Origin of the sequence: Porphyromonas miyakawae (assembly GCF_045865415.1) — a bacterium.
Classification (GTDB): domain Bacteria; phylum Bacteroidota; class Bacteroidia; order Bacteroidales; family Porphyromonadaceae; genus Porphyromonas; species Porphyromonas miyakawae.
The window spans coordinates 541571-566632 of sequence record NZ_BAAFSF010000001.1; the positions used below are offsets into that span (position 1 = coordinate 541571).

At 44.2% G+C, this 25062-nt stretch carries 21 protein-coding genes; 18 read left to right on the forward strand and 3 right to left on the reverse strand.

What is annotated here, in order from left to right:
• Positions 1-6: 6 nt before the first annotated feature.
• Positions 7-1836: a DNA mismatch repair endonuclease MutL gene (gene mutL / locus ACLWMH_RS02165; RefSeq protein WP_411915596.1), complete on the reverse strand. Its 1830-nt coding sequence runs from the start codon at positions 1834-1836 to the stop codon at positions 7-9.
• 218 nt (positions 1837-2054) lie between these two features.
• Between mutL and ACLWMH_RS02170 the strand changes: the two genes are divergently transcribed.
• The 3 genes from ACLWMH_RS02170 to ACLWMH_RS02180 all read left to right on the forward strand — a co-directional run bounded on the left by ACLWMH_RS02170 (position 2055) and on the right by ACLWMH_RS02180 (position 5257).
• Positions 2055-2318: a type B 50S ribosomal protein L31 gene (locus ACLWMH_RS02170; protein ID WP_411915114.1), complete on the forward strand. Its 264-nt coding sequence runs from the start codon at positions 2055-2057 to the stop codon at positions 2316-2318.
• 224 nt (positions 2319-2542) lie between these two features.
• Positions 2543-4039 (forward strand): Do family serine endopeptidase, encoded by a 1497-nt coding sequence (locus ACLWMH_RS02175; protein ID WP_411915115.1) that lies wholly within the window; start codon positions 2543-2545, stop codon positions 4037-4039.
• A 354-nt stretch (positions 4040-4393) separates the two neighbouring features.
• Complete coding sequence (locus ACLWMH_RS02180; protein WP_411915116.1) at positions 4394-5257, forward strand: sigma-70 family RNA polymerase sigma factor; 864 nt, start codon at positions 4394-4396, stop codon at positions 5255-5257.
• A 335-nt stretch (positions 5258-5592) separates the two neighbouring features.
• Here the strand turns inward: ACLWMH_RS02180 and pepE are convergent, their stop codons facing one another.
• Positions 5593-6303: a dipeptidase PepE gene (gene pepE, locus ACLWMH_RS02185; RefSeq protein WP_411915117.1), complete on the reverse strand. Its 711-nt coding sequence runs from the start codon at positions 6301-6303 to the stop codon at positions 5593-5595.
• A 216-nt stretch (positions 6304-6519) separates the two neighbouring features.
• Here pepE and porU point away from each other — a divergent pair, with 216 nt between their 5' ends.
• The 6 genes from porU (at position 6520) to asnS (ending at position 16012) form a co-directional block, all read left to right on the forward strand.
• A complete protein-coding gene (gene porU / locus ACLWMH_RS02190; RefSeq protein WP_411915118.1) occupies positions 6520-9999 on the forward strand; it encodes a type IX secretion system sortase PorU in 3480 nt (1159 codons plus the stop codon).
• 9 nt (positions 10000-10008) lie between these two features.
• Positions 10009-11214: a type IX secretion system outer membrane channel protein PorV gene (gene porV, locus ACLWMH_RS02195; RefSeq protein WP_411915119.1), complete on the forward strand. Its 1206-nt coding sequence runs from the start codon at positions 10009-10011 to the stop codon at positions 11212-11214.
• A gap of 8 nt (positions 11215-11222) precedes the next feature.
• Positions 11223-11714, forward strand: a complete 492-nt coding sequence (ispF, locus tag ACLWMH_RS02200; protein ID WP_411915120.1) for a 2-C-methyl-D-erythritol 2,4-cyclodiphosphate synthase — start codon at positions 11223-11225, stop codon at positions 11712-11714.
• 6 nt (positions 11715-11720) lie between these two features.
• Complete coding sequence (purB, locus tag ACLWMH_RS02205) at positions 11721-13064, forward strand: adenylosuccinate lyase (protein ID WP_411915121.1); 1344 nt, start codon at positions 11721-11723, stop codon at positions 13062-13064.
• Between the two features lie 73 nt (positions 13065-13137).
• On the forward strand, positions 13138-14592 hold the full coding sequence (locus ACLWMH_RS02210) for a pseudouridine synthase (protein WP_411915122.1): 1455 nt from the start codon (positions 13138-13140) through the stop codon (positions 14590-14592).
• Positions 14593-14614: 22 nt separating this feature from the next.
• A complete protein-coding gene (asnS, locus tag ACLWMH_RS02215; protein WP_411915123.1) occupies positions 14615-16012 on the forward strand; it encodes an asparagine--tRNA ligase in 1398 nt (465 codons plus the stop codon).
• 379 nt (positions 16013-16391) lie between these two features.
• On the opposite strand, the gene ACLWMH_RS02220 is transcribed toward asnS, so the two are convergent.
• Complete coding sequence (locus ACLWMH_RS02220) at positions 16392-17630, reverse strand: THUMP-like domain-containing protein (RefSeq protein WP_411915124.1); 1239 nt, start codon at positions 17628-17630, stop codon at positions 16392-16394.
• Between the two features lie 161 nt (positions 17631-17791).
• Here ACLWMH_RS02220 and ACLWMH_RS02225 point away from each other — a divergent pair, with 161 nt between their 5' ends.
• The 9 genes from ACLWMH_RS02225 (at position 17792) to ACLWMH_RS02265 (ending at position 25059) form a co-directional block, all read left to right on the forward strand.
• Positions 17792-18694, forward strand: coding sequence for a N5-glutamine methyltransferase family protein (locus tag ACLWMH_RS02225; protein ID WP_411915125.1), 903 nt, complete (start codon positions 17792-17794; stop codon positions 18692-18694).
• Positions 18694-19167, forward strand: coding sequence for a regulatory protein RecX (locus ACLWMH_RS02230; protein WP_411915126.1), 474 nt, complete (start codon positions 18694-18696; stop codon positions 19165-19167). The genes ACLWMH_RS02225 and ACLWMH_RS02230 overlap by 1 nt, the downstream gene beginning before the upstream one ends.
• Positions 19136-19843, forward strand: a complete 708-nt coding sequence (locus ACLWMH_RS02235; protein WP_411915127.1) for a ComF family protein — start codon at positions 19136-19138, stop codon at positions 19841-19843. The genes ACLWMH_RS02230 and ACLWMH_RS02235 overlap by 32 nt, the downstream gene beginning before the upstream one ends.
• A 179-nt stretch (positions 19844-20022) precedes the next feature.
• A complete protein-coding gene (locus tag ACLWMH_RS02240) occupies positions 20023-20517 on the forward strand; it encodes a YceD family protein (protein WP_411915128.1) in 495 nt (164 codons plus the stop codon).
• 78 nt (positions 20518-20595) lie between these two features.
• Complete coding sequence (gene rpmF / locus ACLWMH_RS02245) at positions 20596-20778, forward strand: 50S ribosomal protein L32 (protein WP_411915129.1); 183 nt, start codon at positions 20596-20598, stop codon at positions 20776-20778.
• Positions 20779-20892: 114 nt separating this feature from the next.
• Positions 20893-21915 (forward strand): beta-ketoacyl-ACP synthase III, encoded by a 1023-nt coding sequence (locus tag ACLWMH_RS02250; protein ID WP_411915130.1) that lies wholly within the window; start codon positions 20893-20895, stop codon positions 21913-21915.
• A 21-nt stretch (positions 21916-21936) separates the two neighbouring features.
• Entirely contained in the window at positions 21937-22836 is a 900-nt protein-coding gene (gene era, locus ACLWMH_RS02255) for a GTPase Era (RefSeq protein WP_411915131.1), read from the forward strand.
• 303 nt (positions 22837-23139) lie between these two features.
• Entirely contained in the window at positions 23140-24102 is a 963-nt protein-coding gene (locus ACLWMH_RS02260) for a 1-acyl-sn-glycerol-3-phosphate acyltransferase (protein WP_411915132.1), read from the forward strand.
• A gap of 6 nt (positions 24103-24108) precedes the next feature.
• Complete coding sequence (locus ACLWMH_RS02265; protein ID WP_411915133.1) at positions 24109-25059, forward strand: GNAT family N-acetyltransferase; 951 nt, start codon at positions 24109-24111, stop codon at positions 25057-25059.
• Positions 25060-25062: the final 3 nt, after the last annotated feature.

Here is a 25062-nt window from a genome sequence, read left to right on the forward strand (position 1 = left end):
GTGCTATTAAGCAAAGAATGATGCTATTTCTTCGTTGGTGATAAGATGTAGTATAAGCTTACCGGTAGGCGTATAGGAAGCCTCTGGTAAGGCAAATAGAGCAGCTACAATCTGCTCGGCACGCTCCGGTGAAAGAGGCTTGTAGGGTGCTGAATAGCGTTGTATAGAGATTGAGCGTGCTAGGGCCTCGATTAGGGTCTGTCGTCCGTCTCCCTCTGTTTCCATCAATTCAAGGATGCTATTCTCTATAAGTACTTGTCCGTCTTCGTTTAGGAAAGATGGAGTAGTGAGTAGTGAAAAACTACCATCCCCTAATGGACTTACTTCAAAGCCGAGGGTATCTAAATCTTCGATAATGGTATCTAATAGAGCAGCCTCCTCTGCATTGAAGTGCATTATACGGGGTATAATTAGTCTTTGTTTTCGCTCCTTGCTTTTTGCATGGCTTAGCTTATCTATGAGTTCTTCGTAGTTGATACGCATCTCAGCTCGCTTGGCATCGATAATGGCTATGCCGCTATGGAGCACTACCGCCATATATCGCTCCGTAAGAATGAGCGGAGCACCGGAGGAGGTGACCGCTTTGTCCTCTGGCGCATCCATTGGGGCAATAAGCGTTTCTGTCAAACGTGTGGCTTCGTGTGTAGTTGTGTCGGCAGCAAAACTACTGAATACCGTTGCCCAGTTGAGGTTGCGCTCTTTGGGGGTAGTGGAAGCGTTTTCAGAGAAGGGATTATAGGTGTGATCCCGATTAATTGTGGGCTGCGAAATTTTGTTGTCGGATTTCCCCTTGTATGTGGGTAGGTCTACTACGTGTTGGGTATCGAAGTCCAAGCGAGGCATCGCCACAGCTCGGTGCAGGGTTTGTTTGACGAGAGTGCCTAATAAACGGTAGATGGCCTGCTCGTCTAAAAACTTGATCTCTGTTTTTGTAGGGTGTACATTGACATCTATTCGGGAGGGATCGGTTTGCAAATAGACAAAATAGGTAGGTTGCTGACCTACAGGGATAAGAGCTTCGTAAGCCTGCATTATGGCATGGTGGAAGTAGGGATGCTTCATGAAGCGCCCATTGACAAAAAGAAACTGCTTGGCCCCACGTTGTTTGGTATGCTCCGGGCTACCTATGAATCCGTTTATCGTTACTACCTCCGATTGAAAGTCTATAGATAATAACCCTTTATCACCGGGTTTGGGCACGACAGCAGCGATTCGCTTCGCTAATGTGCCGGCTTGAAGAATAGAGGCCTCTATTCCATTTTGATATAGATAAAAAGCAATGTCCGGATAGACAAGAGCAATCCGTTCGAAACAGGAGAGTATATGTCGCCACTCGGTTATATCACTTTTAAGAAAGCGTCTTCTGGCAGGTACATTGTAGAATAGATTACGCACTTCAAAGCAGCTTCCTACTGGTGCGGCTTTTCTGGTCGTCTGCTCGACTATGCCCCCATCGATTTGTATGCAAACTCCCAACTCGTCGGTAGTGCGTCGTGTAGTAAGCATAACATGGCTCACCGAAGCAATAGAGGCCAACGCCTCTCCTCGAAAACCCATTGTGCGGAGGGATAAAAGATCGTCTGCACGACGTATTTTACTGGTCGCATGTCGCTCAAAAGCCATACGGGCATCTTGTGGGGACATGCCGCACCCATCGTCTGTGACACGTATCAATGCTTTGCCTGCATCTTCCACTTCTATACGGATGTTTTTCGCTCCCGCATCAATAGCATTCTCTACTAACTCTTTGATTACGGAAGCAGGGCGTTGGATCACCTCTCCCGCCGCAATTTGATTCGCTATGCTGTCCGGTAAAACTTGTATGATATCGTTCATGGGTACTACTGCCACTATGTGTACAAAGTTAAGCTTTTCTCCCCTTTCTTTCTGATCTTTGAGGAAGACAATTACTACCTCTGAGGGGAAAAGTGGAGAAAATCGGATCGAGCAAGTAGGAATAGGTGCGTTGGTCATTAAGAATAAATTATTACCTTTGCAAACTGATAGGAAATAATAACGGGTGGCGATGCTGCCTTATAGATAACGAAAGCAAAATGAAAAAAGAATTGCATCCACAAGAGTACCGCAAGGTGGTGTTCAAGGATATGTCTAACGATGACATGTTTATCACGCGTAGTACGGCACAGTCAAAGGAAACCATTGAAATCGATGGTGAAACATACCCCTTGATAAAGGTTGAAATTTCTAATACCTCACACCCATTCTATACCGGAAAGGCTAAGTTGGTCGATACTGCCGGTCGTGTAGATAAGTTCCTCAGTCGCTATGGGAAGCGAAATCAAAAGGAAAGCAAGTAATAGGAAGATATAACCTTTCGTAGTCTCTCTTATTCTGAGATAGAGACTTTTAGCTATTGAGGTATGGGGTACATGCGTTATGCAGTACTCCATACTTTTTTTCTTAATACCGCTATGCGTTTAAATCATTCTGTGACGCTCTTTGGAGGATTATGCAACTTTTTACTGCTCCAGTCGTCTATAGAGATAGAAGGTGTTTTTTGAATAACAAGAAAAAGACGTATATGAAGAAATTCTGGAGAATATCCCTCGTCGTGCTCCTTTCGGTAGCCGTCGGAGCAGGTGTATCGTCTGCTGTGTACAGTTATAAGATTACTAATGCAGATTTGCCTGTCTCCTCTGTCGATACTTATGGTAGTGCTACAGACAATGAGTATGGCTTCCATAACACAGCCTTAGCCGGTCAGTCTCGTGCTGTAGGGTCAGCACCGGATTTGATTCCAGCTGCGGAGAGTAGTGTGCATGCAGTGGTGCATATCAAAGTGGAAGGTGAACAGCAAGTCTCCCGTATAGATCCCTTTGAATTCTTTTTCGGAGGAGGTGGTAGACAGCTTGATAGCAGGCCGGTAGTAGGCTACGGATCTGGAGTGATTATATCAAAAGATGGATATATCATTACCAACAACCATGTGATTGCAGATGCTAATAAAATAGAGGTTACACTGAATGACAACCGCACTTTCAAAGCTACATTGGTGGGTTCCGATCCAGCAACAGATATTGCACTGATAAAGATTGAAGCAAAAGATTTGCCTACACTTCCTTTCGGAAATAGTGATGATCTGCGTGTAGGAGAATGGGTGCTTGCTGTAGGTAACCCATTTAACCTAACCTCCACAGTTACCGCCGGTATTGTGAGTGCTAAGGCACGTAGCCGTATTTCCTCTCCCGGTGAGGATATGAAAATAGGTGGATTCATACAAACGGATGCAGCTGTTAATCCCGGAAATAGTGGCGGTGCATTGGTCAATGCGAGTGGAGAATTAGTCGGCATCAATACAATGATCTACTCCAATACAGGCAATTATGCCGGTTATTCCTTTGCTGTGCCTATCAATACCGCAGCGAAAGTCGTAGGCGACATAAAGAAATTCGGTACTGTACAGCGTGCTGTATTGGGGATAATTGGTACGGACATCAACAAAGAACTGAAGGATAAGTACAACTTAAAGGTGGATGCCGGTGTTTTCGTAACAGATTTTGCTGAGGTGAGTGCAGCTTATGCAGCAGGTATAGAAAAGCATGACGTAATCGTTGCTGTAGATGGCCGTAGAGTGATGAATATGACCGAAGTGCAAGAGATCATTTCCACAAAGACTCCTGGTGATCGCATTAGTATTACAGTGGACCGTAAGGGAGTAACAAAGAAGTTCTCTGTAGTGCTTAAGAACAGTGAGGGCAATACGGGCATTGTCAAGATATCAGATGCGAGCAAGCTCTTAGGTGCATCACTTAAAGAATTATCTGTGTCGCAAAAGCGTTCGTACGGTATCTCTTATGGTGTGGTTGTAGATAAGGTTGAGAAGGGTAAATTCCGCCAGAATGGAATTAAAGAGGGCTTTATCATTCTTACAGTGAATAACGTACGCATTCAGAGTGTGGATGATGCCATGCGCATTGTTTCACAGCTTCAGAGCCGTTCAAGTCAGGAAAAAACCCTTATGGTTAGAGGCTTTTATCCTAATGGACGGATTAAATCTATAGTGATTGATCTGAATTAGAGATAGTTAGCTAATCTTTTTGTACACTGCTCCCTATGCTACTTGTGTAGATATCATGGGGAGCAGTTCCTTTTTAGAAGGTAGAGCCTTTATGAAAAGTTCGCCCCCTACGTAAACTACTTTCTTTGCTTAGAGTGAACATTTTCACCGCTTGTCGGTTATAGTAGCGGTGTTCGATAAAGAGTACCGCTGCCGAGCATGTGTTTGATAAATATACAAGCGACGAAGAAGTAGTAGGAAGCCGGGGCGATACATCACTATCAACAAATTCATCCATTTACAGTTCATACCGCGAGGAGAGTGTGTGGGCTGTGCTGACAATAGAAAAAAGAAAGAGTACATAGATAAGCAAGCATGAGGCAATTAAAGATTACTAAGTCAATTACCAATAGAGAAAGCGCATCACTGGATAAGTATCTGCAAGAAATAGGTCGTTTGCCGATGATTTCCATTGACGAAGAGGTAGAATTGGCGCAAGCTAGTCACAGAGGAGATGCTGCTGCACTGCATCGCTTTGTCAATGCTAACCTTAGGTTTGTGGTTTCAGTGGCAAAGCAATATCAGAATCAAGGACTTAGTCTTCCGGACTTAATTAATGAGGGAAACTTGGGGCTTATTAAGGCAGCGAGGAAGTTTGATGAGACAAAAGGGTTTAAGTTTATCTCCTATGCAGTATGGTGGATCAGGCAATCTATCATGCAGGCTCTTGCCGAGCAGAGCCGTATTGTGAGGCTTCCCCTTAATCAGGTTGGTAATAACTCTAAGATTACAAAAGCAGTAGAGGCTTTTGAGCAGGAGCATGAGCGCAAACCCTCTATCAACGAATTATCAGATATACTTGGAGACGATCAAACGAAGATTGCTACTACAATGCAGTCTTTCCGTAAGCATGTGTCTATTGATGCGCCTTTTGTGGAGGGGGAAGATAATAACCTGTTGGATGTATTAGTTAATGAGGATGCTCCCAGTGCAGACCGTGACTTGATGCAGTCTTCTCTCAATACGGAGATTGATAGGGTGCTCTCTACCCTTTCCGATCGAGAGGCAGAGATCGTAAGAATGTTTTTTGGAGTGGGACAATACCCAGAGATGACACTTGAGGAGATCGGTGAGCATTTCGACCTAACTCGTGAGCGTGTGCGACAGATTAAAGAGAAAGCTATACGTAAGTTGCGCCAGGGAGACAAGTGCCAGCAACTCAAGAGTTTCTTGGGATAAAGTGCTGTCTTGCTGAGACTACTTTGATGTGCATTATCCTACCGCTACCGGTATAGTATTTGAGTTCGGAGTCTTGCTCTTATTTCTTTATAATACAGCAAAAAGAGTGAAGTAAATACTCTGTCCTCTCTCACTTGCTGCGAGGAGTGATTGCAGAAAAATGTAGGAAGTTGAATAGCAAACAAAAGGACGAAATCCTCTCGGATCCGTCCTTTTGTGCGTTTATATGCCCTCTGTATAAGGACGCCAAGGTATTACCTTCAACAGGTGGATGTAAGCTGCGTAAGTACAGACACTTTAATTGCCCTCAGCTCTCCTTTGAGTTGATAAGTCTCTTATTGATAGAGAAAATTGAGAGATTCTCCCGGTTGTACCTCTCTTATGGGTTCTCCATATTTGAAGATGCGAGCCGGTTTTTCACCGATAAGACGAGACCCGTTATCGTCTACTAACAAGCGACAGCCTTCTCGTAACCCTACCACATAGCGATCGTGATTTGCTGCTATGTATTCAAGAATACGCTGCTCACGTGTTTCTCCTCCGTGTCCCTCAGGGTGGGCATCTAAGTAGTGGGGATTAATCTGGTAAGGAACGAAGTCAAGCCCTTTAAAAGAGAGGGGCTCTACGATAGGCATATCGTTTGTAGTACAGATGGTGGGACAAGCTATATTGCTACCTGCACTCCAACCTGCATAGGGAATATTGCTATGGAGTACGCACTCACGTATGGCTTGTATAAGTCCTTGCTCTTGCATCATTTTTACAAGCTGAAATGTATTACCCCCTCCGACAAGAATCGCATCGGCACGGCTAATAGCTGCAATAGGATCAGCTTCGCGATGAATACCACGCACATGTATGTCGTAGGACTTTAAGGCGGTATTGACCTTTTCTACATATTCGTCAAACGAATAAGTGACTGCGGCATATGGAATGAATATAGGAGCCTTACCTTTTTCACCGAGATGGTGGGCAAGGTCTGCGGAGGCTTTTTCAAGATACTTTTCTCCGGGGCTTGCCGAATTACTGATCAGTAGTAGTTTCATTTGTTTATATATAGTTGTTGTAAGCAAATATACCCAAATATGCGGAATTATACACTTGGTAGAGGTTTTTATGGCCTATTTAATAAATTACCTATTAAAGGGGGCACTTCCTCCAAAAGCATGAAAAGAAGCAAATGCGTTACCTTTGTACAGATACTGACATATAAAGAGTGCGGGCACATACACTAAAACCGAGAGTAGTACGTTATAGAATTGATGAGAAACGGGTACATATTCCATTGGCTCAAACTGCTGTATAGCTGTCTACTGGTGGTAGGGCTTTCTGCTATAGACTCGGCTGAGGGTGTGGCAGGTAGTCCCTTTGCATCCGGTAAGTGGGTAAAGGTGGCTATTCAGAAGAGTGGAGTGTACCGTGTTTCCTATGAGGCATTGCGTAAAGCCGGATTTGAAAAACCTCAAGAAGTGGGTGTATATGGATATGGAAGCTCCTTGCTTAGCGAGAAGCTCTCTGATGCACCTCGCGAGGCATTGCCGGCTGTACCAATTGTGCAGCAAAATGATGCTCTCTATTTCTATGCAGAAGGTGTTACCTCCTTTAGCTATGATCATGCGAAGGAGTCGTATATGCGAGAGATCAATCACTACGCTACGGAAGGGTATTATTTCTTGTCCGATATAGCCGGTGTTAGGTTAATGGAGCAAGAAGTAGCTCCGGTAAGAGATACTCCTCCCATTGCAGAATATTACGATGGCTTTCTCCTTCATGAAGAAGAATCTACCTCTTTGAAGCAATCCGGCCGTATGTTGGTAGGAGAGCCTTTATCCGGTGCTGCGGAGCGTAAAGTGACCATTCCTTTTGATAATGGAACCCCGGTGTCGGGAAGTAATATTCAGGTCTATGCAGCTTATGTTGCTCTACCTAATTCGGAGGCTCTCTTTGAGCTTTCGGCAGAGGGTGTGAGGGTGATAGAGGACCGAATGAATAGACGGGAGGATACATCCCATCCCAATTTCTTGGCGGGTATACGACACTATGTAGGAGGATCTTATGCTTTTCAAGGCGCTGGCGATGCTCTTCATTTGAATTTACGTTTGTCTCCGGCCACCGAAAAATCCTATTTAGACTATATTTTCATACGCTACAAAGGGCGTCTCTCTTATGAGCAAGGTAAGCAACTTTTGTTTAGGAGGGCCGGGTTGAATTATCGATTCAAAATAGACAAAATTCCCTCTAATTCTTTGCTGTGGGCTATAGAGAGTCCTAATGAGGTGCGCCAGGTTAAACTCACGGGTGATTATTTTGATCATGCGGCCATGGGTAAGAATGGGCAACCGATAGAGTTTGTGCTCTGCGCACCGGAGGATGCTTACAATATAGCTAAGTTAGAGCCGGTTGAAACACAGAATATACGGGGCTACGAGGGTGTGCCTGACCTGATGATTATCTCCACGAAAGCTTTCTTGGGTGAAGCAAAACGCTTGGGACAGTTTCATGCTGATAACGAAGGGCTTAAAGTACTCGTGATGACGCAAGAACAGCTCTTCAACGAATTTTCAAGTGGCACACCGGATGCTACGGCATATCGTCTGATGACCAAATATTTCTATGATCGTTGGGTGGCGGCTAATCTTGCTAAAAGTCCTACAGAAGCTCCTATGAATCTTTTACTTTTTGGTGATGGAGCTGCTGACAATAGGCTATTAAGTTATGAGTGGCAAGCACTTAAGAAGAGTGGAACGGAGTTCTTGTTGACCTATCAAAGTGTTAATTCACTTAATATGGATAGCTATAATACGGACGACTATTTTACTTACCTACTACCAGAGGATGACAACCTAACCAACGGAAAGAAGCGAATGGTGATCGGTGTAGGGCGTTTTACCGTGCGTACACTCAGCGAAGCAAGGGCAGCGGTAAATAAGAGTATAGACTATGCGTCCAAGCTTGATCCTGGAGTTTGGAAAACACGTGGTTGTTTTGTCGCTGATAATGGAGATGGATACGGACATTTGCGGCGTGCAGAGGAATTGGCTAAGCTAACCGAATCCTTGATGCCTGAACTGATGCTCACAAAGGTCTATTTTGATGCCTTTCCCTCCCAAACTGTGAATGGCTTAAATACATTCCCAGGTGCCAGACGTAAGTTGATGGATGCCTTCAAGAAGGGTTTGCTCTTTGTTAATTATACAGGTCATGGTAACCCCTCTGCTTGGAGCGATGAACAGATCCTTACTGTAGCTGATATCCAACGCTTTGATTTTCCTCATTGTCCTCTTTGGATTACTGCCACGTGTGATTTTTCCAATTTTGATAGCCCGCTGACAAGTGCCGGTGAACGTGCTTTTCTCAACGAAAAGAGTGCTGCTATTGCACTCTATACTACCACTCGCGTAGTGATTGATATTTACAATCAAAATCTTAATGTGGCCATTACTGAGAGCCTCTTTTCTAAGGATAAGGATGAAAAGCTATACCGATTTGGTACTGTACTTAAGCATGCAAAGAACAAGATGATTAGCATAAGTAGCGACACTATCAATAAGCTTAATTTTTTGCTGATTGGTGATCCTGCCTTGCGACTTAATGTCCCCTCTCATCAAGCCGTAATCAATACAATCAACGACTTATCGCTCGGAAGTAGTGATACCATTCGTCTTAAAGCTTTGGAAAAAGTACATGTCAAAGGCTATATAGGAACGCAAGGAGGTGCTGTGAATGGGGATTTTAACGGCTCTATGGCTGTGACTGTTTTTGACAGTGAGCAGACTATGGAAACATTAGAATCCAATATTCCTTCCTACTTAGAGAACAAACAGCCTTATTCGGATTATCCCGGGTTGATTTATGCCGGTAATACAAAGGTTGAGAATGGGTATTTCGATTTTACTTTTACTGTACCAAAGGATGTCTCCTATGGAGAGGGTAATGGTCGTATCAATCTTTATGCTTATGATGAAGAGAAGAAGCTGGAGGCAATGGGGGTAGATCGCTCTTTTAAGGTTGTACCAGGCTCTCCGGGAGGTCTGGCGGTAGATACCACTCCCCCGGAAATTAGAAAATGCTTTTTGAATGACTCAACGGCTACAGACTATTTCCTTACCGGTCCCACTCCTTTCCTCTTTGCTGAAGTGTACGACGATAGTGGCCTTAATCTTTCTGAGAGTGGCTTAGGACATCGTATTACGCTTTGTATAGACAACCAGTTCGACTATACTTATAGTCTAAATGATTATTATGAGGCTTCGGCTACAGAAGCAGGTTTGGGTACTATTGCCTATACGATACCTGAAGTAACCGAGGGGGATCATACGGCTACTCTAACGGTATGGGATGTGTACAATAATATGTCTACAAAGACTATTCATTTCCGAGTGAATAAAGATCTATCGGCAGAGGCAGTTGTAGCTGCTGTATATCCCAATCCGGTGGTGCGCGGCAAAGAGGTGACCTTTAAGGTACAGACCAATCAGCCTCGAGAAGAGTTTATCGGCTATGTAGAGCTGATTGATTTCACCGGAAGGGTAGTAGCGAAAAGTGACAATATCTCAATAAAAACTGAACTAAATATACCGCAAGAGATTAAGTGGCTACCCACAACCTCTTATGGAACTAACCCACAGTCGGGACTCTATCTCTACCGATGGGTAATAACACGAAATAATGGTAGAGTAAGCTATGCAACAGGCAAGTTGGTTATTGTTGACGAAGCTGCTCTTGTAGAACAAAAAGAATAATAACATAGTATGAATATAGGACATATCAATTTCCGCTTTACTGCGGTAGTCAAGATCTTCCTTGCCGTAGGGATACTAAGTGCTGCTTATGCCCCTCTAAAGGCACAAAATGAGGGCGAAGTAACGGAGCGTCGCTTTAATGCAGTGGTTACTTCTGTGCCTTCTCTTCAGATTAACCCCAGTGCCCGGAGTGGAGGAATGGGAGATGTAGGTGTGTCAACTACACCTGATGTTTTTGCGCAGTACTTCAATCCATCTAAATATGCCTTTCTCTCTTCAAAGGCGGGAGTCTCATTCTCTTATACCCCTTGGCTGGCTAAGATAGTGAGAGATATAAAGTTGATGGAATTGGTCGGATACTACAAGATAGGTGCTTCCGATAATCAGGCCTTAAGTGCCTCTTTGCGCTACTTTTCCATGGGGAGTGTGGAGCAATTTGACGAAATGTCACGATCGCTGGGTCAAGCCCATCCTAATGAGTTTGCTGTGGATTTTGGGTACTCTATACAGTTGACGCCTGATTATTCAATGGGTGTTGTTTTACGTTATATAAGGGGCGACCAAAATCTTGCTACAGGTGAGTCGCAAGCCGGGAACGCCTTTGCTGCAGATATATCCGGATTCCTGACAAAGTATTTTTATATAGGTCAAAGCGAAACTTTGTGGACGTTTGGATACAATATCAAGAACATCGGTACTAAAATTTCTTACGGAGGAGGACAATCAATGTTCATTCCTACTAATTTAGGTATCGGTACAGGATTACTTTATCCCATTGATAGTTATAATGCACTATCACTTAACCTGGAACTCAATAAATTGCTGGTGCCTACTCCACCACTTCAGGATCAGAAGGATCCCGAAGCTTATAAAGAAGCCTACGATAAATACATCAATACCTCCTCTATAGCAGGTATCTTTAAGTCTTTCGGTGATGCCCCCGGTGGCTTCAAAGAGGAGTTACAGGAAATAAATTTAGGGGTCGGCATGGAATACAGCTATGATAACCGTTTTTTCCTCAGAGCCGGCTATTCTTATATTAGTCCGAATAAAGGGAACTTACAGTTCTTTACATTGGGAGCGGGCTTTAAGATGAGTGTGTTTAGTATTGATGCCTCCTATCTGATTTCTACTGTAGCAGCGAATCCTTTGGACCAAACACTTCGCTTTACCGTTGCATTTGACTTTGATGGAATAAGAAGTTTATTCCGTTGATATAGAAGATGACTCGTATTCCATTTGCCGTAGGAAACGGCTTTGATGTACATCGCTTCCGGCAAGAGGGGGGGCAGTTAGTACTCTGTGGTGTACAAATTCCTTTTGAACGAGGTTTGCTAGCACACTCAGACGGAGATGTAGCTTTGCATGCCCTGTGTGATGCTCTATTGGGGGCAGCTTCCTTGAGAGACATTGGATATCACTTCCCACCTTCAGAAGAGGCTTATAAAGACATCAGCAGTAAGATCCTTTTAGCTAAGGTGGTAGCTTTAGTTAAGCAGCAGGGTTGGTTAGTAGCTAATGTGGATATTACTATTATGGCAGAACGCCCCAAACTAAAGGACTATATCGAGTTGATGCGTCATGCTCTCTCTGAGATAGTCGGTCCGGATACTCTTATCTCAGTAAAGGCAACGACTTGTGAGGGATTAGGTTTTGTGGGTAGAGAGGAAGGAATAGCTACTTTTGCAACTGCTTTACTATACAGAAACGAATAAATGAAGATGATGAATTTAAGTGAATTGACTGCAGTAGGTCCTGTAGATGGCCGATATGGAAATAAAACAGAGCGTTTGAGAGCCTATTTTTCAGAGGCAGCCTTGATACGTTATCGTGTACGTGTAGAGGTGGCATACTTTCTTGCATTGAGTGACGTTGTACCGCAGCTTAAGGGCAAATTGAGTGACACTGACAAGCAAAAGATCAATGCTATTGCTGTGGAGTGTGACGATGCGGCAGCTCAGCGTGTAAAGGAAATTGAGAAGGTAACCAATCATGACGTAAAGGCCATTGAATACTATATAAAAGAGCAGTTTGAGCGTTTGAATCTTACTGAATATAGTGAGTTTGTACATTTTGGACTTACCAGTCAGGATATCAATAATACAGCTTTCCCATTAATGTTGCGGGAAGCCATGGAAGCGGTTTATCTACCTACGTTAGAAGAGGTCATAACCACGTTAGAGTCTTTGGCTAAGGAGTGGGCTAATATTCCCATGTTAGCTCATACCCATGGCCAGCCCGCCTCTCCTACCTGCTTAGGAAAAGAAATAGAGGTCTTTGCCTATCGTCTTCGTTGTCAGCAAAAGGAGCTCAAGCAGGTCCCTATTACGGCTAAGTTTGGGGGAGCCACAGGTAACTTTAATGCGCACCATGTAGCGTACCCTAATATAGATTGGAAAAGCTTCGCACAACGCTTTGTGGGCTCTTTAGGCTTGCATCGCGAAGAGCTGACTACACAGATTTCCAACTACGACTATCTGGCAGATCTGTTCCATTCTATGGAACGTATCAATACCATACTAATCGACCTAGCTCGTGATGTATGGAGCTATATATCCATGGGCTACTTCCGTCAGAAGATAAAGGCTGGCGAAGTTGGATCTTCAGCTATGCCACATAAGGTCAATCCGATTGACTTTGAGAATGCAGAGGGCAATCTGATGCTAGCGAATGCCCTGCTTGAGTTCTTAGCCCGTAAGCTACCGATTTCTCGTTTGCAGCGTGATTTGACTGACTCAACGGTGATACGCAATGAGGGTATGCCTATTGCCTATACTTTAATCGCTTTGGAGAGTTTGAAAAAGGGATTGGGCAAGTTGATTGTAGATGAAAAGAGCATCTCGCAAGATCTATCTCGCAACTATGAAGTGGTGGCTGAGGCAATTCAAACCATTTTGCGTCGCGAGGGGTATCCGCACCCATATGAAGCGCTTAAGGAGTTGACCCGCACCGGACAGGCAATGGATGAGGCTACGATACGTGCATTTGTAGAAGGCTTAGCATTGAGTGATCAGGTAAAGAACGAAATAATGAGCATAACGCCTCTAAATTACGTAGGAATCTGATTTTATTAGTACTTTTGTAGAAAGTAGATATACATACCGATGTAGACAAGTTGTTCGTTCTCATCTAAATGGTGTGAGTGGACTCAGTTCCTCGGTAGTAAGAGATAATAAGCCGAGACCAACCGGAGAAAAGATACGTATGCTTGACGAAAACGCACCTAAAGAGTCCTCTCAATACAATAAGGTGCACCCCGAATTCCTCACTCGAGATGAGCTAAGGGAAGAGGAAGGTCTTCCTAAAAAGAATCGCAAGAGGGTCAGAGTAACCAATAATCCATCGCAGGAAGCTGTGATTAACACACAGGATAAAACGTCCGGTGGTAGAACAGTACTTAGTACCTTGGATGGCAAGGCAAAAGAGACTATCCCTAGTGATCTCTTTGACCCGATTGAAAAAGGCACTGATAGACGCAATAATTCTCGAAATAATGAGGGAAAAACTCGTGAGACGTTTTCGCACAGACGTTCTGCAGTAGCTTCTCGAGTTGTCTCCGCCAGTCCCGCTTCTCTCAATAGAGAAACTGCAGACCTTGATAGAAATCAGTCGTCTTACGCCTCATGGCATCGGTATCCGGCTAAGAAGCCCGGTACGTCCAGTGCTATACGTCGTGAGGCAGATCGTACCTATGGAGTGAGTGATGGAGAGTATAACGAGTCTCATGGGTATGCAGGTCGTAGAGTGGCTGACAATTCTTTTGATAGAGCGAGACAACCCTTCAAGAAAAACACAAAGAAAAAAAAGCAAAAACTTCATATTCAACCGGCTGCCGAGAAGGTTATTTCCTACCCGGAGTTTAACGTTGAGAAAAGTGATCCGATACGTCTCAATAAATATCTCTCAAATGCAGGCCTATGCTCTCGCAGAGTAGCAGACCAGATGATCGCAGAAGGGAGGGTCGCCGTAAATGGCGAAATCGTAACAAAGCTTGGTACAACGGTAACGCGCATGGATCGTATTACTTGTGATGGTAAGGAAATGTCCATTGAGCGCAAGGTGTACGTATTACTGAATAAACCTAAAAATTGCGTTACCACAGTAAGTGATGAACAGGGGCGTACGACCGTGATGGATATAGTGAAGAATGCCTGTGAGGAGAAAATATTTCCTGTGGGACGTTTAGACCGAAATACTACCGGTGTACTGTTGCTTACCAACGATGGCGATTTGGCAGCCAACCTTTTGCATCCCTCACAGCTAAAGAAAAAAATATACCAGGTGTCGTTAGATAAGCCCGTATCAGTGGAGCATATGAAGCAGTTGGCAGAGGGCATCAAACTGGAGGATGGTGAAATACATGCTGATGCAATCAGTTATATAGATGAGGATAATCTGGCTCTTGTGGGAATAGAGATACACTCCGGACGCAATAGGATTGTAAGGAGGATGTTTCAGCACTTGGGCTATCATGTGCGTTCTTTGGATCGAGTCTACTTTGCCGGACTAACAAAGAAACGCTTGCCTCGGGGGCATTGGCGTTATTTAACTGAGACGGAAGTTATAAATCTTAAGATGGGGCGATTTGATTAACAATATCATCAGATAGAAATCTATGAAAAGAACTATGATTAAGGAGCTGTTTGACAAAGCTCCAATAAATACGGATGTCTGTGTGAAAGGGTGGGTGCGTACCCGCCGTGGCAATAAAAATGTCTCTTTTATAGCTGTTAATGACGGTTCTACTATACACAATCTTCAGATAGTGGCTGAAAATGCCCACTTTGATGCGAAGCTAATGACTCAGCTCACCACAGGAGCATCGCTTTGTGCCGTAGGCAAATTAGTGGCTTCTCAAGGGGCAGGGCAGAGCATAGAGCTTCAGGCAGAAGAAATTACTCTCTATGGAGCAGCAGATCCCAATGAGTATCCTTTGCAAAAGAAGGGACATTCACTTGAATTTCTTCGAGATATTGCGTATCTGCGTCCGCGTACCAATACGTTTGGGGCTATTTATCGTATAAGGCACAATATGTCCATAGCGATACACACCTTCTTCCACAATAAGGGTTTCTATTACGTGCATACTCCTATTATCACCTCGAGTGATGCAGAAGGAGCCGGGCAGATGTTTAGAGTCACCACTTTGGATTTAGAGCGACTCCCCAAAAAGCAGAACGGAGTAGTTGATTACAAGAAAGATTTCTTTGGCAAGCCTACTTCGCTCACGGTATCCGGGCAGCTTGAGGGCGAGTTAGCTGCATTGGCTTTAGGCGGTATTTATACTTTTGGTCCAACATTCCGTGCGGAGAACTCCAATACCCCTCGTCACCTTGCGGAGTTTTGGATGATTGAGCCTGAAGTGGCATTCTATGATATACACGATAACATGGATTTGGCGGAAGAGTTTACCAAGTATTGCGTGCAGTGGGCTTTGGATAACTGTGCCGATGATTTGGCCTTCCTCCAAGAGCACTTCGACAAGGAATTGATCGAACGCTTAAATTTTGTACTGAAGCACCCCTTTGAACGTATTACCTACACAGAGGGAATTACTATTTTAGAGAAGGCTATTGAGCAGGGTGTAACTTTTGAATTCCCTGTTTATTGGGGAGCTGATCTCTCCAGTGAGCATGAGCGTTATCTTGTGGAGAAGCACTTCAAGAAACCTGTAATCATGACAGACTATCCGAAGGATATAAAGGCCTTCTATATGAAACAGAACGATGACGGCAAGACGGTGCGCGGTATGGACGTACTCTTCCCGATGATCGGTGAGATTATTGGCGGAAGCGAACGTGAAGCGGACTACGATAAGCTGTTGCAGCGAGTACAAGAGTTGCATATTCCTGATAAGGATATTTGGTGGTATCTGGATACTCGTCGCTTTGGGTCAGTGCCGCATAGTGGCTTCGGATTGGGATTTGAGCGTCTCCTCCTCTTTGTAACCGGAATGACCAATATCAGGGACGTAATTCCTTTCCCAAGAACACCGAATAACGCTAATTTCTAAATTAAATAGAGTTTACTGCGGTGTATACTTTAAGAGAGTCGCCCTTTGGGTGGCTCTCTCTCTTTTATTTGCGGATCAGAAATTTGACCTCTTTGTACAATTACACACTCTCTCTTATCCGCAATTGGATTTGCCTACCTATGCGAGTACTTCCCAACTCTTTATTCTTACTGCCTTGTAGTAGGGGAGTCAAAAGGCTAATTGTGATATTGCTGCTTGGGGAAAAGGTACAGATCTATTGGATGAAAGGTATAGATATTTTGTCTGAAAGATATAAATCTATCGTATGAAAGATATACATGTTTTCTTTCCAATTGATTCATTGTACTTGTGTCTTTTGCTACAGCCGGACAGGAGCTTGGGGTAGGGAGTCAGGCGGTTAGTGTGGGGTAACATGAATCAGTACAGGTGTTTGTGCTACTTGCGTGGCTATTAAGCGCACAGCACTTCCTTCACGTAGATGGAGTGTTTTGTAAAGAGCAGCTCGAGTAAGCGGAAAGTTCTTCACGGTAATATCAGCCTCATGCCAACGACCTTTCAGCTGCTTGTGTAACCCGGATTTCCAAGGAAGCACCTCCTCTATGTGATAGATACGCCCGGGAAACGCTTCGCAGCACTCTTTTGAGGTGTACAAGTGGCTGTCTGTTGCAAGCTTCTGGACGTTATATCGTGCGGAAAGTAGTTTGAAGGCACCTGCTTTGAGCAGAGCCGCATGGGGCAAGTAGAGCCACGGCCCGATCTCTTCCGCTATAGTCGCTTGAGCTTCACGCTCTTCTTTAATGGAGCATGAGAAGAGAGAGGCTTTTGCCCCCTCCTTCGGATAGATATGAATGTGGAGCGGTATCTGCTCGGGAGTGCATGTCGAGACCTCAATAGACTCAATATAGAGAAGAAGTTCTTTTACTTCATCTCCAACGGCTTGTATGGAGATATGAGACGCTTGTGGAAGACTGTGTAACAGAGCCTCAATATCTAACATGGGCGAAAGTTTGAGTAGTATGCGCCCTTGATAATTGAGACTTTTCAATAGATCCACTACCTCAAGAGGGTTGGGTAGAGTGTCCTCTAAAAGGAATGTCTTCCGTCCACCGGCATCCCGTCGGGCCGGGTCTAAGTAGAGTAGGGTTTGGGTACTTAAGCTGAGCTGTTTGAGCGCTTCTATACTATTTGAATGGTGTAATGTATGGGCAGAACCTATATTTAATCGTCTGATGTTGTACTCCGCTGCTGCGTATAGAAGTGGATCAAGTTCAAAATAGTCGGCACAGTGAGCATCACGGCTCATGTAGTAGAAGTCTATTCCCAATCCGCCTGTCCCATCAATCAAATGGGTGTCCCGATTCACATATTGTGCCTTATGCTTTGCTAAAACCTCGCTTGAAGCTTGTTGAAAAGCTACCTCTGTAGGTATAAAAAAAGGAGCTTCTGCAAAGGAGGGAAACTTATGTTGCCAGCGTTTCCATATTGCTACTCTTCGGGCAACAAAGGGGCGAAAGGCATGTGGAAGTACACTTTTCCCCAGTAGAATCCTATCCGGAGACATCTCCTTGAGTTCATTGCTTCGTTGTATGATCTCTTCTATTTCCTCTTGCGTGGGTATATAGCCGGTGGTATTCATTGATCATATTCTTGTGCGATGCTGCAAAGTTACATAAGTTTTAGCTGCTGTCTTAGGAATTAACATGGCCCAAAAAGTTTTGTTGGCTCGGCAGAACGCTTAGCCATATTGTGATCAAGAGAAGATGCAAAGGTATCAAGTAAAGGTAGTAACTTTGCTGCATGATGGAGCAAACCGGAATAGCAGGGACCCTTTGCAAGGAGGTAGAGCAGCATCTTCTTGGGGTTTATCCTCCCCGAGAGGCAGCTGCCATCTCAGTGGCACTCATGTGCTCTATTTGCCACATGAGCCGAAGTGAGTGGTATATACAGCGTGCAGAGTATGTACTAAGTAGTGACCAAGTTATTAGATTGAAGGAGGCGGAAGCTCGTCTCAAGGCGGGCGAACCGCTTCAGTATGTACTGGGAGAAGCATCTTTTGGTCCTTTCAACTTATCGGTTGGCCGGGGCGTGCTCATACCTCGTCCGGAGACGGAGGAGCTATGCAATTGCATTGTGGAAAAGCATGTTTTGGAGTCATCACTTCGTATCCTAGACTTAGGTACAGGCTCAGCTGCCATACCACTTTATCTAGCCTATTACCTGAAAGATAGCTCCCTCTATGGGGTAGAAAAGAGTAGTGCAGCTCTCGTCTATGCACATACAAATGTAACTCGCTATGAGCATGCTATCAAAGGTTCAGTAAAGCTTATTGAGGGCGATATGACTCAACCGGATTCCTTCATTCAGCAAATAGAGCCACTTGACATTTTGGTGAGTAATCCCCCCTATGTGGCAGAAGCGGAGCGAAAAAGTTTGGCGCAGCATGTATTGTCATATGAGCCGCAGGAAGCTCTCTTTGCTTTTCCTCATCAGGATGATTTGTATTACTTTCGTGCTATTGCAGCCCTATTGCCGCTGCTGCCAAAGCGTTTGCCTTTCTCTCTCTATTTAGAGATAAATTCCCTTCTTGCGGAGGAGACGCTTTCACTTTTACGGGCTACGCAGCTTTTCTCGGATTTGCAGTTGGTAAAGGATCTCTCCGGCAAACAGCGTTTCGTTATGGGAATAATTAGCAATTCGTGATGAAGAAAGAGAAATCAGAGGAGCAACACAGACTGGATGCAGAGGCTTATTGTGCAAAAGCAGAGCGCTCTCCTCAGGAGGTGACCCGGTGGCTTATGCGCAGAGAATTGAGTAGAGAGCAAATAGCTGTAATTATGTCTCATCTGACCGAACAGGGGTTTATCAATGAACGACGCTATATTTCTCTTTATGCCAGTGACAAACTCAGATTCAATGGTTGGGGGCCCTATAAAATAAAGTTCATGCTCTACGAAATGGGACTTGATAGGGAGCTTGTGAATGCGCTTGTTCCTCAGGTGATGGAGGAGGAGGTGGCTCTTGATATACTCCGAGGTATTTTGCAGCGGAGAATTGAAACCCTTGATGAGGCTACACCTGACCAGATAGAGCGTAAGGTTATTCAGTGGGCAGTGAATAGAGGATTTTCTTTGAAGGATGTGTATGCCATTCTTAAAGAACTACAAGCTGAGTGAGCTCATAGAACCGTTGCGCTATTTCCTTTTTCCAAGAAGGTGTGCGGCTTGTGGTAAACTATTGAGTAGGGCAGAAACAGTGCTCTGCGTCCACTGTTTGGGACATTTGATTCCATTTACATTTACGCAAAGTGTTTGGCAAAAGCGTTTTGAGGAGCTACCCGAAGTAGTAACAGCTTTCTTGGGAGGGTTTATATTTGAAGAGGAGGGCGTCTGTCGGGAACTAATCCATAGCATTAAGTATCAGGGAAATCGAGAGGGTGGACTCTATTTGGGTATGCTACTAGCTCGGCTTTGGAACTTGCGTAGAGAGGATTATGATTGTATTGTTCCCGTCCCACTCCATCCGCACAAGCTGCTTCACCGGAGGTACAATCAAGCCGAGATTATTGCCCGCGGCATTTCACTAGAGACCTCCATTCCACTCATCGCACATGCGCTTAGGCGTAGACACTATGAGCAAAGCCAAGCCGGTATGCACCGAGAGGAGCGCTTAACCCGTATGAAAGGGGCCTTTGCAATAGGACGTGACTCGGTTCCGGCCGGTAGTAGAGTGCTTTTGTTAGATGATGTGCTTACTACCGGAGCTACCCTTACTGCAGCGGCTAAAGCAATGGCAGAAACAAAGGCAAAGCAGATAGTTTTACTGGCAGCATCTGTGGATATGCCTGAATGAAGAGAGCTGTTTTTCCTCGAAAATATTCTTTTTTCATATCCCTCAAAAGACTTGGTAGATGTTTCATTCTTCATTATTTTGCTACCTTTGCAAGGAATATAGCGATAAGACTTCCTACTGAAGCTTTAGGAGCGTATGAGGTATGGAGCGTATCTTATTGATATACAGAACAATGAGCAATGAAAGGTAATAGGAATCGTATCGTACTGAGCGGACTTCCCGAGGGGCACTTCTCTGAGCAATTTACTCTGGAGAATGCTGTCTTCGCACGTGAAAATCCTTTCGATATTTATGGCGGAGAGGTGGAGGCTTTCGTAGAGGGCGATCGTACGGGCAATGTGTTCCAATTGAACATAGCATTAAGAGGCTTTGTGAAAACGATATGTGACCGATGCGCCGATGATCTTGATTTGCCTATTAATGCCTCTTATCCCTTTGTGGTTAAGTTTGGTCAAACTACGGATTTGGACGATGTGGAGGAGCTCATTGTTTCCATGGACGACCCTGTACTGCCCATGGACGACTTGCTCTATCAGTTAGTGGTGCTCTCTATCCCTATGAAGAGGGTGCACGCTGATGGCGAGTGTAATGCTGATAGTATGCGTTATTATGCGCAACAGGAAGAAGAGGAACGCAAAAGAGGACTTTTGCCTGATGAGAATGAGGATAACTAATTACCTCGTAACTCATAAAAAATAAGAGTATATACATATAATATAAAGAATAGAAAAAAGTAAGCTAAACGCAGAGATATGGCACATCCTAAAAGAAGACAATCACACACAAGAACACGTTTACGTCGTGGACATGACAAGGCAGCAGTACCCACAATAGCAAAGTGCCCCAATTGTGGTGCGTGGCATATTTATCATACCGTATGCCCCGAGTGTGGCTATTACCGTGGTCAGTTAGCCATTGAGAAGGAAGAGGAGTAAGCACGTAGCTTACAATCCTCTCCACGCTACAAAAAAATACTTGGCACCGTGGCGCTACGATAAGAGCACCCCATAAGTGTGCCATCTATAGAAAGACACAAATTAGCTAACAAGATGCCACAAACAATAGAAGCCGTAATAACGGCCGTAGGTAGCTTCCTACCAGAGGATAAGCTGACCAATGCGGATATAGAGAAGATGGTAGATACCAGCGATGAGTGGATTACCACTCGTGTTGGAATTAAGGAACGTCGTGTACTGAAAGTTCCCGGTAAGGGAGCTTCCTATTTAGCTATACAGGCTGTACGTTCGCTCTTGGATAAGAGTGGGGTGGATCCTCTCTCCATTGAGGGAGTTATATTGGCAACCAATACAGCGGATTACCATTTCCCTACTACCAGCTCTGTTGTGGCTTATGAAACAGGCTGTACTAATGCTTTTACCTTTGATTTAGTAAGTGCTTGTCCTAGTTGGCTATATGCATTAGAAACAGGAGCTAACTATATTCGCTCGGGGCGTTATAAGCGCTTACTTGTCGTAGCTACTGAAAAAATGTCAGCAGCTGTTGATGTGACGGATAGGCAAACCCTTCCCCTTTTCGGGGATGGAAGCGGTTGCGCCCTCTTAGAAGCGAAGGTAGTAGAAGGAGAAGCCAAAGAAGGTGTTATAGATGCACTCTTCCGTACAGATGGCATCGGACGTGAGCACCTCATCATGTATTCGGGTGGATCAGTTAGTCCTGCTACTGCTGATACCGTGGCACGCCATGAGCACTTTGTACATCAAGATGGACAGCACGTGTTCAAGCATGCTATAAAAGGCATGGTAGACAGCTGCCAAAAGGTTCTTGAGCGTAATAATCTAACTGAAGAGGACATCACATGGGTGGTACCTCACCAGGCAAACTTGCGGATTATAGATATGGTTACCCGATTGCTAGGGATCCCTAGTGAAAAGGTGATGATTAATATCCAAAAGTACGGTAATACCAGTAGTGCTACGATACCTATTTGCTTGAGTGAGTGGGAGTCTAAACTCAAAAAAGGAGATAAGCTGATACTTACTTCGTTTGGTGCCGGTTATACATGGGGAGCTGTTTACCTTGTATGGGGTTACACGGCCTCTGAGCGTGCTTAACTTGCACAACCCCTTTAGCTCATGAGCCAAGAAGAAAACTTCAAAAGTGGATTTGTAAATATCGTGGGAAATCCCAACGTAGGGAAGTCCACGCTCATGAACTTATTAGTCGGAGAGAAACTCTCTATCATCACTCCTAAGAGTCAGACTACCCGTCATCGCATAATTGGTATTGTCAATACACCGGATATGCAGATCGTATTCTCTGATACACCGGGAGTGGTCAAACCCGGCTATCGTTTGCAGGAGCGAATGAGAGCTTACTCAGAATCGGCCTTAGGTGATGCGGATATACTGCTCTATGTGACCGATATAGTGGAGACTCCCGAGAAGAACAAAGACTTCATTCAGCACGTAGCAAAGGCTCAGGTCCCAGTCATCGTATTAATTAATAAGATTGACCTTTCCAATAATGAGCAGTTAGAGCAGTTGGTGGACAAATGGCATGACTTGTTGCCACAGGCTGAGCTACTACCCATATCGGCTACCAACAACTTCAATATAGAGCCGCTAAAGAAAAGAATTGGGGAGTTGCTACCGGTAGCCCCACGCTACTTTGATGAAGATCAGCTCACAGACAGACCAATTCGCTTCTTTGTAAGTGAAATAATACGAGAAAAGATACTTCGCTATTATGCTGAGGAAATCCCTTATGCTGTAGAAGTAGAGGTGACCTCGTTTAAGGAGGATAAGGAGCGTATTGATATTGAAGCGGTGATTGTGGTAGAGCGGGAGAGCCAGAAGGGAATCATTATAGGACATGGTGGGCAGGCGATCAAAAAGCTTGGAATCACCTCTCGGCGAGCTTTAGAGAAGCTCTTCGATAAGCATATTCGATTGGATCTATTTGTAAAGGTGGCTACTGATTGGCGTAGTAACGACTCTCTGTTAGAGAATTTCGGCTATCACTCGGATAAATAGTCACAAGTGTTCATTCATAACTTTATTAGATAGCATGGGTAAGAGACACTTCTCTTATCTTTTTTTGTTTTTAAATAATTGCAATTTGTGATGCTCTTGTAGCTATGGGAATTTGTGCACGACGTGCCAACAGCGGGACGAGCAATCTTTTCATAATACAGAGAAAAAAGCTTTTCCCTCTTAGTATTATAATATGAAGTAGTGGCGGAAGTCGCTGATTAAGTGCATGTTGGGAAACGAATGCTCTTTTTGAGACTTTATTGTATTAGGATTTTCTTATTTTTGTAGTAAAATAGGAGAGTAATGACATTGGAAAAGGGTTGCTCTATTTGGCACAAGCAGACTCTTTCCCATGAGAAAATAAGAATGAATACGCAAGATAAGGATCAGGCACAAAGCGCGCAGATCAAATTGATTGATGTAAGAAAAGTGGCTGCTGCTAAGCTGAAGCGTCCTCTTCCGCGGTTTGTAACACGTTTTTTGGAAAAGTGGATTTGTCAGGACGAAATAAACTATGTGCTGAGCAAATATGGACATTTGGAGGGCATAGAGTTTGCCCGGCAGCTAATTGAATATTTCAATATTCACCTCTCTTTCAAGGGGGTGGAGCGACTGCCCAAAGATCCACGGCAGCTCTTTATCTGCAATCATCCTTTAGGCGCTTTGGATGGTATTTGTCTCACCGTGATGATCGCAGAGCATTATCAAACGGAAATACGCTATATAGTAAACGATATGTTGCTCAATTTAGAGCCATTTCGTCATATTTTTGTACCTGTAAATACGTTGGGAGCACAATCCCGTGAATCGGTAGTTAAACTGAATGAGGCTTTGGCGGGCCCCTATCCGGTGATTACTTTCCCTGCAGGGGTCTGCTCTCGAAAAATCAATGGTGAAATAAAGGATTTGCCTTGGAAGAATAGCTATATACGCCAAGCAACAAGGTATGAACGCAACATTGTACCTCTCTATTTTGATGGGTATAATTCAAAGCGCTTCTATCAAACAGAGCTTTGGCGCAAGCGATTGGGGGTGAAGTTTAATATAGGCACCACAATGCTGCCCCAGGAGATGTTTAAGTCTAAAGGAAATCATTATACAGTACTGGTGGGGGATCCAATAAGTTATAAGGATCTGCAAGAGCGCAAGGAGCGTGTGGATGTCCTTTCTAAAAAGATCAGAGCACGGGTATATAGTCTTCCCTCATTTTATCTCACTGAAGATGTAAAGCCAAAGATAACCACTAATCACGAACAGAAAAAGTAGCCTATTATGGAAACGATCATACAACCTATAGAGAAATCCCTACTCCGAAGTGAGCTTACCGAGAACCTATTTATGCGTAAGACCAATCGCGGAAACAATGATATATACATATTTTCCGCCCATGAGGCACCTAATGCTATGCGAGAGGTAGGACGCCTGCGTGAAGTCTCTTTTAGAGCTTCCGGAGGAGGTAGTGGTAAGGCTTGTGATATAGATGAATTTGATACTCTTGAGGGAGGGTATAAACAACTGATTGTATGGAACCCCGAGTTAGAAGAGATCATCGGGGGCTATCGCTTTATTCATGGTGCTGACGTGGTAAGCAACCCAAAGGGAACAGATATACTCGCTACCTCACATATGTTTGACTATAGTGAGAAGTTTGTGACAGATATTCTTCCTTCTACGATTGAATTGGGTCGCTCTTTTGTAGCTCCTTCTTTTCAGTCCTCCGGCTTGAGCTCGCAGACGATATTTGCCTTGGATAACCTATGGGACGGGTTGGGTGGACTCACCGTTATTTATCCTGATATAAATTACTTTTTCGGTAAGGTGACAATGTATGCCGACTACAATCGTCGAGCGCGCAACCTTATCCTTTTCTTTATGGATAAATATTTCCATGATGATAGTAACTTGGTGTGCCCTAAGCAACCGGTTCCCATAGAAGGTAACTTGGACGAGATAAGAGAAATATTTAGCGGTGACAACGTAAAAGAGGACTATCGTATCTTGAAAAATGAGGTGCGTAAGTTGGGAATCAATATTCCTCCGCTCTTTAGTGCCTATCTATCACTCTCTCCGATGCTGCTTCTTTTAGGCACGGCTGTTAACTATGAGTTTAGCAATGTGGAAGAGACGAGTATTCTCATTCGCATTGATGAAATATTGGATGAAAAGAAACTTCGTCACATTGAGAGTTTCAGGAAGCAATTAGCCGAGGGAAAACGCAATTAATTC

Excerpts from the sequence above, each read along its gene's own strand:
- mutL (WP_411915596.1), bottom strand. The coding sequence starts at position 1,836 with ATGAACGATATCATACAAGTTTTACCGGACAGCATAGCGAATCAAATT.
- ACLWMH_RS02170 (WP_411915114.1), top strand. The coding sequence starts at position 2,055 with ATGAAAAAAGAATTGCATCCACAAGAGTACCGCAAGGTGGTGTTCAAG.
- ACLWMH_RS02175 (WP_411915115.1), top strand. The coding sequence starts at position 2,543 with ATGAAGAAATTCTGGAGAATATCCCTCGTCGTGCTCCTTTCGGTAGCC.
- ACLWMH_RS02180 (WP_411915116.1), top strand. The coding sequence starts at position 4,394 with ATGAGGCAATTAAAGATTACTAAGTCAATTACCAATAGAGAAAGCGCA.
- pepE (WP_411915117.1), bottom strand. The coding sequence starts at position 6,303 with ATGAAACTACTACTGATCAGTAATTCGGCAAGCCCCGGAGAAAAGTAT.
- porU (WP_411915118.1), top strand. The coding sequence starts at position 6,520 with ATGAGAAACGGGTACATATTCCATTGGCTCAAACTGCTGTATAGCTGT.
- porV (WP_411915119.1), top strand. The coding sequence starts at position 10,009 with ATGAATATAGGACATATCAATTTCCGCTTTACTGCGGTAGTCAAGATC.
- ispF (WP_411915120.1), top strand. The coding sequence starts at position 11,223 with ATGACTCGTATTCCATTTGCCGTAGGAAACGGCTTTGATGTACATCGC.
- purB (WP_411915121.1), top strand. The coding sequence starts at position 11,721 with ATGATGAATTTAAGTGAATTGACTGCAGTAGGTCCTGTAGATGGCCGA.
- asnS (WP_411915123.1), top strand. The coding sequence starts at position 14,615 with ATGAAAAGAACTATGATTAAGGAGCTGTTTGACAAAGCTCCAATAAAT.
- ACLWMH_RS02220 (WP_411915124.1), bottom strand. The coding sequence starts at position 17,630 with ATGAATACCACCGGCTATATACCCACGCAAGAGGAAATAGAAGAGATC.
- ACLWMH_RS02225 (WP_411915125.1), top strand. The coding sequence starts at position 17,792 with ATGATGGAGCAAACCGGAATAGCAGGGACCCTTTGCAAGGAGGTAGAG.
- ACLWMH_RS02230 (WP_411915126.1), top strand. The coding sequence starts at position 18,694 with ATGAAGAAAGAGAAATCAGAGGAGCAACACAGACTGGATGCAGAGGCT.
- ACLWMH_RS02235 (WP_411915127.1), top strand. The coding sequence starts at position 19,136 with ATGCCATTCTTAAAGAACTACAAGCTGAGTGAGCTCATAGAACCGTTG.
- ACLWMH_RS02240 (WP_411915128.1), top strand. The coding sequence starts at position 20,023 with ATGAAAGGTAATAGGAATCGTATCGTACTGAGCGGACTTCCCGAGGGG.
- rpmF (WP_411915129.1), top strand. The coding sequence starts at position 20,596 with ATGGCACATCCTAAAAGAAGACAATCACACACAAGAACACGTTTACGT.
- ACLWMH_RS02250 (WP_411915130.1), top strand. The coding sequence starts at position 20,893 with ATGCCACAAACAATAGAAGCCGTAATAACGGCCGTAGGTAGCTTCCTA.
- era (WP_411915131.1), top strand. The coding sequence starts at position 21,937 with ATGAGCCAAGAAGAAAACTTCAAAAGTGGATTTGTAAATATCGTGGGA.
- ACLWMH_RS02260 (WP_411915132.1), top strand. The coding sequence starts at position 23,140 with ATGACATTGGAAAAGGGTTGCTCTATTTGGCACAAGCAGACTCTTTCC.
- ACLWMH_RS02265 (WP_411915133.1), top strand. The coding sequence starts at position 24,109 with ATGGAAACGATCATACAACCTATAGAGAAATCCCTACTCCGAAGTGAG.